General features: G+C 71.5%; 9 protein-coding genes. 5 read left to right on the top strand and 4 right to left on the bottom strand.

The features are described 5' to 3' along the window. Positions 1-59: 59 nt before the first annotated feature. The 4 genes from ACJA3G_RS13940 (at position 60) to ACJA3G_RS13955 (ending at position 7,411) form a co-directional block, all read left to right on the top strand. A complete protein-coding gene (locus ACJA3G_RS13940) occupies positions 60-1,763 on the top strand; it encodes a beta-galactosidase (protein WP_406553279.1) in 1,704 nt (567 codons plus the stop codon). Between the two features lie 152 nt (positions 1,764-1,915). Further along, positions 1,916-3,424 carry a glycoside hydrolase family 43 protein gene (locus tag ACJA3G_RS13945; RefSeq protein WP_406553271.1) on the top strand — a complete coding sequence of 503 codons (1,509 nt, stop codon included), beginning with the start codon at positions 1,916-1,918 and terminating at the stop codon, positions 3,422-3,424. 45 nt (positions 3,425-3,469) lie between these two features. Further along, entirely contained in the window at positions 3,470-5,224 is a 1,755-nt protein-coding gene (locus tag ACJA3G_RS13950; protein ID WP_406553272.1) for a cellulase family glycosylhydrolase, read from the top strand. Between the two features lie 69 nt (positions 5,225-5,293). Continuing rightward, positions 5,294-7,411 (top strand): beta-galactosidase, encoded by a 2,118-nt coding sequence (locus tag ACJA3G_RS13955; RefSeq protein ID WP_406553273.1) that lies wholly within the window; start codon positions 5,294-5,296, stop codon positions 7,409-7,411. A 45-nt stretch (positions 7,412-7,456) separates the two neighbouring features. Here the strand turns inward: ACJA3G_RS13955 and ACJA3G_RS13960 are convergent, their stop codons facing one another. The 4 genes from ACJA3G_RS13960 to ACJA3G_RS13975 are packed head-to-tail and all read right to left on the bottom strand — an operon-like array spanning position 7,457 to position 12,871. After that, a complete protein-coding gene (locus ACJA3G_RS13960) occupies positions 7,457-9,856 on the bottom strand; it encodes a beta-glucosidase (protein ID WP_406553274.1) in 2,400 nt (799 codons plus the stop codon). After that, positions 9,853-10,671 (bottom strand): carbohydrate ABC transporter permease, encoded by an 819-nt coding sequence (locus tag ACJA3G_RS13965; RefSeq protein WP_406553275.1) that lies wholly within the window; start codon positions 10,669-10,671, stop codon positions 9,853-9,855. Before ACJA3G_RS13965 ends, ACJA3G_RS13960 begins: the two co-directional genes overlap by 4 nt. Beyond that, positions 10,671-11,567: a carbohydrate ABC transporter permease gene (locus tag ACJA3G_RS13970; RefSeq protein WP_406553276.1), complete on the bottom strand. Its 897-nt coding sequence runs from the start codon at positions 11,565-11,567 to the stop codon at positions 10,671-10,673. The genes ACJA3G_RS13965 and ACJA3G_RS13970 overlap by 1 nt, the downstream gene beginning before the upstream one ends. After that, positions 11,564-12,871 carry an ABC transporter substrate-binding protein gene (locus ACJA3G_RS13975; protein ID WP_406553277.1) on the bottom strand — a complete coding sequence of 436 codons (1,308 nt, stop codon included), beginning with the start codon at positions 12,869-12,871 and terminating at the stop codon, positions 11,564-11,566. Before ACJA3G_RS13975 ends, ACJA3G_RS13970 begins: the two co-directional genes overlap by 4 nt. Positions 12,872-13,038: 167 nt before the next feature. Here ACJA3G_RS13975 and ACJA3G_RS13980 point away from each other — a divergent pair, with 167 nt between their 5' ends. Then, positions 13,039-14,076 carry a LacI family DNA-binding transcriptional regulator gene (locus ACJA3G_RS13980; protein WP_406553278.1) on the top strand — a complete coding sequence of 346 codons (1,038 nt, stop codon included), beginning with the start codon at positions 13,039-13,041 and terminating at the stop codon, positions 14,074-14,076. The last annotated feature ends 174 nt before the right edge of the window (positions 14,077-14,250 follow it).

The raw sequence follows: 14,250 nt of genomic DNA on the forward strand, positions 1-14,250 counted from the left end.
CACCCTGGCCCACCCCGACGCCCTGCCGGTCACCCCCGAGGGCATCCGGCTGACCCACCCTGGCCCACCCCGACGCCCTGCCGGTCACCCCCGAGGGCATCCGGCTGACCCACGGCAGCCGGGACACCTACTGCCTCGCGACCCCGGCCTACCGCAGGGCCGCCCGCCTCATCGCCGGCGCCCTCGCCGAACGCTACGGCGACCACCCCGCCCTGGCCCTGTGGCACGTGCACAACGAGTACGCGACGCTGTGCTGGTGCGAGCACACCGCAGCCGCCTTCCGCACCTGGCTGCGTACCCGCCACGGCTCCCTCGACGCCCTCAACGACGCCTGGGCCACGGCGTTCTGGAGCCAGCGCTACACCTCCTGGGAGCAGATCCAGCCGCCCCGCGCCACCCAGTGGCACAAGAACCCCGGTCAGGCACTGGACTTCCGGCGCTTCTGGTCGGACGAGGCGCTCGCCGCCTACCGCGAGCAGCGCGACGCCATCCGCGCCCACAGCGACCGCCCGGTGACGACCAACCTGATGGTCCCCGCCTACCAGAACCTGGACCTGTGGGCCTTCGGCCGCGAGGTGGACCTGGTCGCCATCGACCACTACCCCACCGCACCGGGCGTGGACGCCGCCGCGGACACCGCCTTCGGCGCCGACCGGGCCCGCTCCTTCGGCGGCGGCGCGCCCTGGCTGCTGATGGAACAGGGCACCAACACCGTCTACGCCACCGGCCGCGTCCTCGCCAAGGAGCCGGGCGACATACTCCGCCACACCCTGGGCCACATCGCCCGCGGTTCGGAGGGCGCCCTGTTCTTCCAGTGGCGCCAGTCCAGGGCGGGAGCCGAGCAGTGGCACTCGGCGATGGTTCCGCACGCCGGTCCGGACAGCCGTCTCTTCCGCGAGGTCACGGCGGTCGGAGAGGCCGTGGCCCGCCTGGGCGAACTGGCGGGTTCCACCGTCCGTACCGAGGTCGCCGTCCTGCACGACTCCGACGCCTGGTGGGCGCTGGAGGGCGACGGACTCCCGTCGGCCGGACTCGACTACCACGACACCCTGCGGCGCGCCCACCGGGCACTGTGGGACGCCGGTGCCACGGTCGACTTCGCCCACCCCGAACACGACCTGAGCCGCTACCGGCTCGTCCTCGCCCCGGCCCTGTTCCTGCTCACCGACGCGGGCGCCGCGAACCTGCGCCGCTACATCGCCGAGGGCGGAACGCTGCTGGTCCAGCACTTCAGCGGCGCGGTCGACGAGCGCCTGCACGCCCGGCTCGGCGGCTACCCGGCGGCGGCACTCGGCGAAGCCCTCGGCACCCGGGTCGAGGAGTACCGCCCCCTGCGGCAGGACGAGGAGGTCGCCCTCTCGGACGGCTCGCACGGCACCGTGTGGAGCGAATCCCTGCGTACGGAAGGCGCCGAGGCACTCGTCACGTACACCGAGGGCATGCTCGCCGGGCGGCCCGCGCTCACCCGCCACGCATTCGGCGCCGGGCAGGGCTGGTACCTCTCCACCCGCCTCGACGACACCGGCTACGCGGCCCTGGTCACCCGGCTGCTCACGGAAGCCGGGGTGGCTCCGGTGCTGCCGGGCCTGCCCTCCCGCGTCGAGGCCGTGGTCCGCCGGGCCCCGGACGGCCGCCGGTGGCACGTGCTGATCAACCACAGCACCGAATCCGTCGCCCTGCCCGAACCCGGGCACGACCTGCTGACCGATGGCACCCTCGCCGAACTGCCGCCCGGCGGCTGCGCGGTTCTGCGCGCGTACTGAACCCACCGGCGCCGAAGCACCCATCGACACGCGCCGCCGCAAGTCCTTACCCCACCGAGTTCGAAGGGCCCGCAGGACACCGACGGATCCCTGTCGGTCCGGGCCCGACTCAAGGACGCCCAAACCCCGTACGGCGAAAGGTACTTGCTCCCATGCCAGACCAGCGGACGGACAATGCCGTCACCAACCCCGTGATCCCCGGTTTCCATCCCGACCCCAGCATCTGCCGGGTGGGCGACGACTACTACCTCGTGTGCTCCAGCTTCGAGTACTTCCCCGGCGTGCCCGTCTTCCACAGCCGCGACCTGGTCCACTGGACCCAGATCGGCAACGTGCTCGACCGGCCGGGCCAACTGCGCCTCCCACCCGGCACGCCCTCGTCGGGCGGGATCTACGCACCCACCCTGCGCCACCACGACGGCCGCTTCTGGCTGATCGTCACCAATGTGGCCCGGGGTGAGGGCAACCTCCTGTTCTCCGCCACCGACCCCGCCGGACCGTGGTCCGAGCCCGTCCGACTGCCCGGTGTCCCGGGCATCGACCCGGACCTGGCCTGGGACGAGGACGGTGTCTGCTGGTGCACCGTCGCCGGGGTCTCCCAGGTCCGCCTCGACCCGCTGACCGGGGAGACCTCCGCCCCGCGGCGGCTGTGGTCCGGCACGCCCGGCGCCCTGGCCCCCGAAGCACCGCACCTCTACCGGATCGGCGCGTACTGGTACCTGCTCATCGCCGAGGGCGGCACGGAACGCGGCCACGGTGTGTCCATCGCCCGCGGGCCCACACCCTCGGGGCCGTTCGAACCGTGCCCGGCCAACCCGATCCTGACGCACCGCGGCACCGACCACCCCATCCAGAACACCGGCCACGCGGACCTGGTGCGGGCCCCCGACGGCTCGTGGCGGATGGTGCTGCTGGGAGTAAGGCCACGCGGTGGCACCCCCGGCTGGCACGTGCTCGGCCGGGAGACCTTCCTCGTACCGGTGGAGTGGGTGGACGGGTGGCCGGTCGTCGGTGACCTCTCCCCCGACCTGCCCGTACCCCCGTGGCCTCTCCGGCCCGGCCCGGAGGAGCCGGTCCGCGACGACTTCGACGACGCCGGACTCCAGCCCCGCTGGATCTCGCTCCGCGAGCGTCCCGAGGACCGGTGCACCACCAAGGAGCGGCCCGGGTGGCTGACCCTGCGCGCGGCCGGGAGCTCCCTCGACGACAACGACGCGGTGTTCGTCGGCCGCCGCCAGCAGCACCTGACCTGCCGCACGCGGGCGCTGATCGACCCCTCCGAGGGACGCGGCGGCCTCGCGGTCCGGCTGGACGAGCGGCACCACTACGAGATCGAGGCAGCCGCGGGAGAGGTGACGGTGTTCGCCCGTATCGGGCCGCTGCGCGCCGAGGTCGCCTGCCGGCCGGCAGCCGCCGGTCCGCTGGTCCTCGGCGTCGACGTCGCCCCGCAACCACCGCAGGACGCCCGGACCGGGCCCGATGTCCTCTCTTTCGGCGTGGTGGAGCCGGACGGCACGCTCAGCGTGCTCACCACGCTTGAGGGCCGGTATCTGTCCACCGAGGTGGCCGGCGGCTTCACCGGCCGGGTCATCGGCATGTACGCCAGCGCCGGGACCGTCCACTTCGACTGGTTCGACTACGAGCCGCTCCACACCTCCTGACCGATCGACACCGTGCGTCACCTAACCCCACGAAAGGGACGACACATGAACGACATACGACCGGCGGCGCATCCGGGCGGCCACAGCCCCGGACGCCTCGCCGCCCTGCTGCTGGCACTCGCCCTCATGCTGGGGCTGTCCGGCACCACCGCGCTGGCCGCGCCCGACCGCTCGCCGGAACCGGCAGGGGTCACCGTCAGGGTCCCGGCATCGCGCATGGACGCCGTCGCCGCGATGCAGCCCAGCTGGAACCTGGGCAACACCCTGGACGCCATTCCGGACGAGACCTCGTGGGGCAACCCGAAGGCCACCAAGAGCCTCTTCGACACCCTGCGCGCACAGGGCTTCCGCAGTATCCGCATCCCGGTGACCTGGACCGACCACCAGTCCGCCACCGCCCCGTACACCATCGACGCCGCGTTCATGAGCCGCGTGAGGCAGGTGGTCGACTGGGCCGTGGCCGACGGCCTCTACGTCGTGCTCAACGTCCACCACGACTCCTGGCAGTGGATCTCGAAGATGACCACGGACCACGACAAGGTGCTCGCACGGTTCAACGCCTCCTGGACCCAGATCGCCGCGGCGTTCAGGGACGAGCCGCGCTCCCTGCTCCTCGAAAGCGTCAACGAACCGGTCTTCGACAACGCCACGGAAGCGCAGAAGACCCAGTTCCTCAACGAGCTGAACGTCTCCTTTCACAAGATCGTCCGCGCGTCGGGCGGCAGGAACACCGACCGTCTGCTCGTTCTGCCCACCCAGGGAGGCAGCGGCACCCAGCCCCTCCTGGACGACCTGTCCACCACGATCAACTCGCTGCGCGACCGCAATCTGGTGGCCACCGTCCACTACTACAGCTGGTACCCGTTCAGCGTGAACATCGCGGGCGGCACCCGCTACGACGACGCCGCCCAGAAGGACCTCAACGACTCCTTCGCCCGCTTCCACAACACCTTCGTGGCCCGGGGCATCCCTGTCTACCTCGGCGAGTACGGCCTGCTCAGCTGGCCCGACTTCAATCACCCGGACCGCGTCGAGCGGGGCGAGGCCCTCAAGTACTACGAGCACCTGGGGTACATGGCACGGGCCGCCGGGGTGACCACCGCCCTGTGGGACCCGTTCGCCTACCTCAACCGCGAGACGCTCCGGTGGCGCGACCCCGCCCTCTTCAACTGGATCAAGTCGAGCTGGACCACCCGCTCGGGCACGGCCTCCTTCGACAAGGTGTTCGTACCGAAGTCCAGCGCGATCACCGCCGAAACCCTCACCCTCAACCTCAACGGCACCACCTTCCAGGGGCTGTGGCAGGGCGGCACCAGGCTGGTCGCGGGGCGGGACTACACCGTCTCCGACAACAGGCTCACCCTCACCGCCACCGCGGTCACGCGGCTGGTCGGCAACCGCGCCTACGGGGTCAACGCCACCCTCCAGGCCCGGTTCTCCAAGGGGCTGCCCTGGAACATCGACATCGTCACCTACGACACCCCGGCGCTGTCGAACGCCACCGGCACGACCGCTTCGTTCACCCTTCCCACCCAGTACCGGGGCGACGTGCTGGCGACCATGCACGCCACATACGCCGACGGCAGCAACGCCGGCCAGACCAGCTGGACCCCGTACCAGGAGTTCAACCAGGCCTTCTCGCCGGACTACCCCCACAGCACGATCATCCTGACCCCCGCCTTCCTGAACGCGCTGCGCGACGGCCAACCGGCGACGCTCGTCTTCCACTTCCACAGCGGCGCGATCGCCACGTACCACGTCACACGGACCGGAACCTCGGTGACCGGCACCGTCTCCTGACCACCCCGTCCTCGCCCCGGCCGCCGGCCTCCCGGCGGCCGGGCCTCTCACCTCCCGAGGTCCCCACGCATGTTCCCGCTGCCCCCTCGCGTCCTGTTCGGCGCCGCCTACTACCCGGAGTACCAGCGCCACGAACGGCTCAAGGAAGACCTGGACCTGATGGCACAGGCGCGTTTCACCGTCATCAGGGTCGGTGAGTCGGTGTGGTCCACCTGGGAGCCGGAGAACGGACGGTTCGACCTGGACTGGCTGCGGCCCGTACTCGACGCCGCCCACGACCGCGGCATCTCGGTCGTCCTCGGCACACCCACCTACGCCGTACCACCGTGGCTGGCCCGCCAGTATCCGGAGATCGCCGCCGAGTACGCCACGGGACGGAGCGCCCGGTGGGGTGGCCGCCAGGAGGCCGACTTCACCCACCCCGCCTTCCGCTTCCACGCCGAGCGGGTGGTCCGGCTCATCGTCGCCCACTACGCCGGGCACCCCTCCGTCATCGGCTACCAGGTGGACAACGAGCCCGGCTGCCGGCTGCCGCACAACCGAGGCGTCTTCCAGCGCTTCGTCGACCACCTGCGCCACACCTACGGTGACGTGGAGACCCTCAACGAGGAGTGGGGGTTGGTCTACTGGTCGCACCGCCTGACCACCTGGGCCGACCTGTGGACGCCCGACGGCAACGCCCAGCCGCAGTACGACGCCGCCTGGCGAGCGTTCCAGGCGCGCCAGACCAGCGAGTTCATCACCTGGCAGGCCGACATCGTGCGCGAGTACGCCCGCCCCGGTCAGTTCGTCACCACCTGTCTGCACTACGGCCACCCCGCGCTGGAGGACGACGAACTGACCGACGGCCTGGACATCACGGCGGGCAACCCCTACTACGCCATGCAGGACGCTCTCACCCTGCCCGACCCCACGCCCGACGACCACGTACAGGGATGGCATTCCACCGGTGTCTGGGCCCTTTACCAGAGCGCCGACCGGATTTTCTCCTCCCGTCAGGAACCGTTCCTGGTCACGGAGACCAACGCCCAGGCCATCGGCGGGCCCTCCGACAACCGGCCCGCCTACGACGGGCAGTGGCGGCAGGCCGCCTGGGCCCTCGTCTCCCGTGGCGCACGGATGATCGAGTACTGGCACTGGCACACCCTGCCCTTCGGCGCCGAGACGTACTGGGGCGGCATCCTGCCGCACAGCGGCCGTCCCGGCCGTCTCCACACCGAACTCACCCGGCTGGGAGGCGAGTTCGAGAGGGCGGGGGCGCTGGTCGCCGGGCTCGAGCCGGATGCCGACATAGCCATGGTCTACTCGATGCCCAGCAAGTGGCTGATGCAGAAACACCCCCCGCTGGCGACCGGGGACGGCGCTCCCGACCCGGCGGCCTACCACGGCATCTTCGACCCGTTCTACCGCGGCGCCTTCGAGGCGGGCCGCCAGGTGCGGATCCTGCACGCCCGTCAACTGCACGACGCCCGAGGCGAACGGGAAGGCCTGGCGCCCGACCTGGCCGCGCGCCGCCACCCCGTGCTGGTCGTCCCGGGGCTGTACCTCGCCGAGGACTCCCTGCTCGACTGGTTCGCCGCCTACGCCCGGGCGGGCGGTCACCTCGTCCTCGGCCCGCGCACGGGCTACGCCGACCACGAGGCCAGGGCGCGCCACGAGCCGAGCCCGGCACGCCTGGTGGAGGCCGCGGGAGTGTCGTACGAGGAGTTCAGTAACCTGTCCCGACCGCTCCGGCTCCAGAGCGTTCCCGGCAGCCCGCTCACCCTGCCCGCCGCCGCGACGGCGACGCGCTGGGTGGACGGACTGACCGTCGTCGACGCCACGGTGCTCGCCGAGTACGACCATCCGCACTTCGGCCGCTGGCCCGCCGTCACCACCCGTCCGCACGGTGCGGGCCGGATCACCTGCGTCGGTACCGTGCCAGGACGCGATCTGGCCCGTGCGCTGGCCGTCTGGACGGCGCCCCGCCCCCGTAGCGGCTGGGCGGACCTGCCCGTCCAGGTCACCGCCGCCACCGGCACCTCGCCGGACGGGCGGCGCGTCCACGTGGTGCACAACTGGAGCTGGCAACCCGTCGGCGTCCGGGCTCCCGTGGCGCTGACGGATGCGCTCGACGGCAGCCTCGTGCCCGCCGGAGGCTCGGTGGCCCTCGGCGCCTGGGACGTACGGGTCCTGATCGCACGCTAGACCGAGGACCGCCGCCGGCCACGGGCCGTGGTCGGCGACAGCCGTTCACGGGTGCGCGGCCCGAACGGTGACCGTCGGGTGGAGACGGCGGGTGTGGTCCAGCGGGCGCACCGGTCCGGTGAGACGCAGCGGTACGCGGAAGCGGGCATCGGTGCTGGAGGCGGCTATCCGCAGTTCCAGGGCGCCCGGCTCCACGATGCGGTGTCCCTCGCGGCCGGTGAAGGAGGCCAGATCGGCGGGGACCACCAGCTCCACCCGGCATCCCGCGCCCGCGGCCAGCTCGATGCGCCGGTAGCCGACCAGCCGCTGCACGGGCTGCACCACGCAGGCCACCGGATCGTGCAGATAGAGCTGGACGACCTCGCTGCCGGTCCGGTCACCCGTGTTGCGCAGGTCGAAGGCGAGCCGGAACTCCCCGTCCGTGCCGGTCTCCGCCGTCTCGACCGCCAGCCCCGACCAGGTGAACTCGGTGTAGCCGAGCCCGTGCCCGAAGCCGTAGGCGGCCGTCGGGTCGGTGCTGGAGACCTCGCTCGCGTGGGCGAGCCGTGCGGCGAGGTAGGTCGAGGGCTGGACGCAGGGGTGCGCGGGGATACTGACGGGCAGCCGTCCGGACGGGTTGACCCGCCCGCTGAGCACACCCGCCACGGCCTGTGTGCCCGCCTCGCCGGGGAAGAAGCACTGCAGGATCGCCGCCGCCTCGCTCACCGCACGCCCCAGCGCGTAAGGCCGACCCGCCAGCAAGGTGACCACGACCGGGGTGCCGCGGTCCAGCAGCGCGTCCAGCAACTCGCGCTGCCGCCCGGGCAGTTCCAGGGACGCGGCGTCGCAGCCCTCGCCGCTGGTGCCGCGGCCGAACAGCCCGGCCCGGTCGCCGAGGGCGAGCACCACCACGTCGGCCCGCTCAGCGGCCCGGACGGCCTCCGCTATGCCGCTCACGTCCTCGCCGTCGACCTCCACGCCGCGCACCGTCCACAGCTCGCAGCCGGGGAACTCGGCCTGCAACGCCTCGCGCAGGGCCGGCAGTTCGATGCCGAGCGGCACTTTCGGATGCTGGCTTCCCACGTGTACGGGAAAGGCGTAGCAGCCCAGTACCGCGGTGGGCTCGTCGGCGTTCGGGCCGATCACCGCGATCCGGGCGGGGCGGGCCAGCGGCAGCACACCGTCGTTGCGCAGCAGCACCACGGCCTGCTCGGCCAGTTCCGCGGCGAGCGCGCGGTTGGCGGGCGGGTCGAGGTCGACGAGGCCGCGCAGGGCCTCGGGCTCGCTCGGATCGGCTCCGGCGAGGGCTTCGGGCACGGGGTTCCAGTCCGGGTCCAGCAAGCCGAGCCGGGCCTTTTGGACCAGGACGCGGCGCAGCGCGCGGTCGATCAGCCGCTCCGGTACGAGCCCGGTGGCGACGGCGTCGAGCAGGGGCTGTCCGAAGGTCTTCACGGTCGGCAGTTCGACGTCGACGCCGCTGGTGAGCGCCAGGGCGGCGGCCTGCGGCCAGTCCTCGGCCACGCCGTGCAGCGCCTTGAGGAAGGCGATGCCGAAGTAGTCGGCGACGACGGTGCCGTCGAAGCCCCAGGTGTCCCGGAGCAGTCCGGTGAGCAGTGCCTCGTCGGCGGCGCCGGGAATGCCGTCGGTGTCGGTGTAGGCGTGCATGACCGAGCCGGGGCGGCCTTCGCGCAGGGCCATCTCGAACGGCGGCAGAATGACGTCGGCGCGCTCGCGCGGGCCCATGCTGACGGGGGCGAGATTGCGTCCGGCGCGGGAGGCGGAGTACCCGGCGAAGTGCTTGAGGGTGGCGACGACGCCGGCCGATTCCAGGCCCCGCACATAGGCGGCGGCGATGGTGCCGACCAGGTACGGGTCCTCGCCGATGGTCTCCTCCACCCGTCCCCAGCGGGCGTCACGCACCACGTCGAGTACGGGCGCGAGGCCCTGGTGCACTCCGACGGCCCGCATGTCGCGGCCGATCGCGGCGGCCATCCGGCGTACCAGCGGGGGGTTGAAGGCGGCGCCCCAGGAAAGGGGCACAGGGTAGGCGGTGGCGCCCCAGGCGGCGAAGCCCGCCAGGCACTCCTCGTGGGCGAGGGCGGGAATGCCGAAGCGGTTGGCGGCGGCGATCCGGCGCTGGGAGCGCAGCAGCGAGAGGGCGCCGAGCGCCGGATCGACCGGGGCCGTGCCGAACGGACGGGTCATCTGGCCGAGCCCGTACGGCAGCAGCGCGTCGAGGTCGGGCGGCTCCTCCATTTCGTGCTGGTGCGGGGCGATGTCGCCGCCCTCGTCGCTGACGCCCACCCAGACGCCGAAGAGCTGGGCGGTCTTCTCCCGCAGGGTCATCGCCGCGATCAGCGCGTCGGCCCGGGCCTCCGCGCCGAGCGTGGTGTTGCGCCAGGCGGGAACGGTGTCCGGGGCGGGGGGCGAGGTGGTTCCGGTCTCGGGGTTCGGGGTGCCGCTCATTTTCCTCCCACTCCCGTCAGGCCCTGGACGAGGGCGCGGCGGGCGAACAGGTAGACGACGAAGATGGGAAGCATGGACAGCACCACGGCGCTGAGCAGTCCGGGTACGTCGACGCCGTGCTCGGTCTGGAACTCGTACAGGCCGAGGGTGATGACCTTGGTGGACTCGGACTGGGTGAGGATCAGCGGGAACAGGAAGCCGTTCCACGCCTGGAGGGCGGCGAAGACCACGATGGAGGACAGGCCGCCCCTGGACAGCGGCAGCACCAGCTGCCGGAAGACCCGGGCCGGTGAGGCACCGTCCATCGCCATCGCCTCGTACAGCTCGGGGCTGATGTCGCGCATCGCCCCGGTGAGGACCAGTGTGCAGACCGGGAGGCAGAAGGCGGCGGTCGGCAGGATGACCCCGATGAGGTGGTCGTACAGCCCGGCCTTGCTGATCAGGTAGAACATCGGCACGATGACCGCCTGGGCGGGGATCGCCAGGCCCAGCAGGAACAGCCGGAACACCCAGCCGGTGGCCCGGCCGCGGGCTCGTACGATGGCGTACGCGAGCGGCGGGACGACCAGCAGCACGATCGCGACCACGCTGGCGGTGACGGTGAGGGTGTTGAGGAAGTCCTGACCGAAGCCGTTGGACAGGTCGGTGAGGTAGTTGTGCACGGTCCACTGGGCGGGCGGGCTGAGCGGACCCTTGGTGGAGTAGTCGGCGCGGGTGCGCAGCGTGGCGAGCACCAGGACGTACAGCGGCAGGCCGACCAGCAGCAGCCAGACCAGGGAACCGAGTCCCGCGAGGTAGTTGGGGCGCCCGCGCATCACAGGCCCTCCGTCGTGCCGCGCATCCGGTCGTAGCCGGAGAACTTGACCACGGCCAGCGAGATCAGGGTGGCGACGACGACCAGGACCAGGGCGATGGCCGAGGCCGCGCCGAAGTCGTAGCTCTTGAAGGCCTTTTGGTACATGTAGTAGGCGCTCACGGTGGTGTCGGTGCCGGGGCCGCCCTGGGTGATGATGAGCACCGTGTCGAAGGTGGTGAGGCCGCCGACGACCATCAGCACCGTCGAGGTGATGATGCTGTTGCGCAGTTGCGGCAGGGTGATGTGGAAGAACTGCCGTACGGTGCCCGCGCCGTCGACGGCGGCGGCCTGGTAGAGGACCTGGGGGATGGCGCGGGCGCCGCCCTGGTAGATCAGCGCGTGCAGCGGGGTGAACTGCCATACGCCCACGAAGGTGAGGACCGCGAGGGCGCCGCTGCGGCTGCCGAGCAGGTTGCCGTCGCCGAACAGCCAGGTCAGCTGCGAGGGCACGCCGAAGTTGGGGTCGAGGACCGCGCGCCACACCACGGACACGGCGGTCGCCGACAGCAGCAGCGGTACGAAGTAGATCGCCGAGAGCACGGCCCGGTTGCGCTGGTGGCCGGCGGCCCAGACACCGAGCAGCAGGCTGACCGGTGTCTGGGTGACCACGCCGAGTCCGGTGAGCAGCAGGGTGGTCCAGACCGACTGCGTCATCACCGGGTCGTGGATCAGCGTGGTCCAGTTGGCCAGGCCGTTGAAGTGCGGCTCGCTGACGCCGTCCCAGCTGGTGAAGGAGAGTACGGCGACCAGGACGAGCGGCAGGATCGCGAAGAGCAGGAAGAACACCGCGGCGGGCGCCGCCCAGGCGAACCCGGGACGGCTCACTCCCGCGCCCTCCTTCGCGGCGGCCCTCATGAGGCGGGCAAGGCCTGCATGGCCTTGATGAAGCCGTCGGCGTCGAGCTTGCCGTCGAAGAACCGCTGGACGGCGGTGTGCATCGGGGTGGCCGCGCTCGGCGGGTAGGCCTGGTCCCAGGAGAGCTGGAACGAGGGGGCGGCCTTGACCAGCTCGTACTGGTACTTGGAGTAGGCGGGGCTGGCCGCCTTGTCCAGGAAGTCCACGGTGTTCACGGTGGTGGGCAGGTTGCCGATGGCGAGCTGGGCCTTGACGAACTCCTCGGAGTACATCAGTTTGAGGAACGCGGCGGCGGTCTCCGGGTGCTTGGTCTTCTTGAGGATCGAGTAGAAGTTGTTGGTGTTGCCCACCACGTCGGCCGGGTCGCCCTTGCCTCCGCTCACCGTCGGGAAGCCGGTGTAGCCGAGGCCGGATCTGGCGAAGTCCGGATTGGCGTCCTGCTGGGTGGAGTAGTACCAGGAGCCCATCAGCTCGAAGGCGGCCCGGCCCCTGGCCACCAGCGCGGGGGAGCCGCCGTCGGTGAACTTCACGGAGTCGAAGGTGCGGCCGAACGCGCCGGAGCCGGCCAGTTGACCGAGGGTGGCCAGCGCCTTGCGGCTGTCCTCGCTCGCCCAGGCGGCCCGGTCGCCGCTCACCGCCCGGGAGAACAGCCCGGGTCCGGCGATGCGGTCGTACAGGTACTCGAACCACATCAGGGTGGGCCACTGGTCGGCGCCGCCCAGCGCGATCGGGGTGATGCCCTTGGCCTTGAGCGTCCTGGTGGCGGCGATCAGCTCGTCCCAGGTCCGGGGCGGGGTCAGACCGGCGTCGGCCAGCACCTTCTTGTTGTGGAACAGCAGCACCGGCTGGGTGCCGCGCATCGGTACGCCGTACGGTTTGCCGTCCACGACTGCCGAGTTGAACACCGACGGCAGGAAGTTGCTCTTCAGACCCGGGTCCTTGGCGATGTAGCCGTCCAGCGGGAGCAGCAGACCCGCCTTGACGAAGGGCTGGATGGAACCGCCGCCCCAGTTGAAGAAGACGTCCGGGGCGTGGGGGGTGTTGATGACGGTCTGCAGCTTCTGCTGGTAGTCCGCGCCGGGGACGGTGTCGATCACCACTTTGACCTTGGAGGTCTTGTTGAAGGTCTCGGCCATCTGTTTCTCGACCTTGTTGGCGGCGTCGCCGTAGACCATCACATGGATCGTCCCCGAGCCGCTGCCGGACGATCCGCCGTCCGAGCCGCACGCGGCGGTCGCGCCCAGGACGAGTGCGGTGGTGGTGGCGATCACGGCACGTCTCAGTCCCATGCCCCTACCCCTCATTCGAATATTGCGGAATTATTAGCGAATGTTGCGGGGACCCTAGAACCGGCCTGATCGCCCGTCAAGAGTTCCGGCAGGATCCGATCCGAGTGGCCAACCGGCTAGCATCCGTGCCGTCGGCCACCCACAGCGCAGCTCGCCCAGCGGGGCAGGGCAGGAGGAAAGACGTGAAGAGAGCGGCGACACTCGCTGAGATCGCACACGAGGCGGGAGTCTCCGCTCCGACTGTTTCGAAGGTCCTGAACGGCCGGGCCGACGTCGCCCCGGCCACCCGGGAGCGGGTGGAGGAGCTGCTGCGCCGGCACGGATACCGGCGGCGGCGCGGCACCCAGGCGAGCCCGCTGCTCGAACTGGTCTTCCACGAGCTGGAGAGCGTCTGGGCGATGGAGGTGATCCGCGGCGTCGAGAACGTGGCGCGTGCCGAAGGCCTGAGCATCGTCCTCTCGGAATCCTCCGGGCGGCTCACCCCCGGCCAGTCCTGGGTGGACGGGGTGCTCGCCCGCCGCCCCACCGGCGTACTGCTCGTCCTGTCCGGCCTGGACCGCTCGCAGCAGGAGCAACTGGCCGGCCGCGACATCCCGTTCGTCGTCCTGGACCCGGCCGGCGACCCCGGCCAGGAGGTGCCCGCGGTCGGCACCACCAACTGGGACGGCGGCCTGGCCGCCACCCGGCACCTGCTCGACCTCGGCCACCGCCGGATCGGCCTGATCGGCGGTCCGGGCCACATGATGTGCAGCCGGGCGCGCGCCGACGGCTACCGGGCGGCGCTCGACATGGCCGGCATCGCGTACGACCCGGAGCTGGTCCGCGAGGGCGACTTCCACCACGAGGCGGGGCACCGGATCGGGGCGGAGCTGCTGAAGCTGCCCGACCGTCCGACCGCCGTGTTCGCCGGAAACGACCTCCAGGCCCTCGGGCTGTACGAGGCGGCCCGCGAGCTGGGGCTCCGCGTCCCCGAGGACCTCAGCGTGGTCGGCTTCGACGACCTGCCGCTGGCCCGCTGGGTCGGTCCGCCGCTCACCACCGTCCGCCAGCCGCTGACGGAGATGGCCGAGGTGGCGGCCCGTATGGTGATCGACCTCGCCCGGGGCACCCGCCCCGGCAGCCGACGGGTGGACCTCGCCACCAGCCTGGTCGAGCGCTCCAGCACGGCCCCGCCGCAGAAGCGTCCCCGAACGGTTGACGGGGCATCAGCCCGGCTCTAGGGTCAGCGACAGAATCGCTGCGAAGTCCGAAACTTTCGGCTTTCAGGATCGCCCACGGCGTCCCCCGCAGCATCTCCGCACGGTCAGCGTTCCCCGCACCACCGCACGTCCGTCTCTCCTCCCCACAGAGAAAGGACCACGCCGGTGTCACTCCGGACGCCCCGCCCCCAGCGC

The organism is Streptomyces sp. YS-3 (genome assembly GCF_045257485.1).
GTDB lineage: Bacteria > Actinomycetota > Actinomycetes > Streptomycetales > Streptomycetaceae > Streptomyces.

Coding starts and splice junctions, on each gene's coding strand:
- ACJA3G_RS13945 (WP_406553271.1), top strand. CDS start 1,916: ATGCCAGACCAGCGGACGGACAATGCCGTCACCAACCCCGTGATCCCC.
- ACJA3G_RS13950 (WP_406553272.1), top strand. CDS start 3,470: ATGAACGACATACGACCGGCGGCGCATCCGGGCGGCCACAGCCCCGGA.
- ACJA3G_RS13955 (WP_406553273.1), top strand. CDS start 5,294: ATGTTCCCGCTGCCCCCTCGCGTCCTGTTCGGCGCCGCCTACTACCCG.
- ACJA3G_RS13960 (WP_406553274.1), bottom strand. CDS start 9,856: ATGAGCGGCACCCCGAACCCCGAGACCGGAACCACCTCGCCCCCCGCC.
- ACJA3G_RS13965 (WP_406553275.1), bottom strand. CDS start 10,671: ATGCGCGGGCGCCCCAACTACCTCGCGGGACTCGGTTCCCTGGTCTGG.
- ACJA3G_RS13970 (WP_406553276.1), bottom strand. CDS start 11,567: ATGAGGGCCGCCGCGAAGGAGGGCGCGGGAGTGAGCCGTCCCGGGTTC.
- ACJA3G_RS13975 (WP_406553277.1), bottom strand. CDS start 12,871: ATGAGGGGTAGGGGCATGGGACTGAGACGTGCCGTGATCGCCACCACC.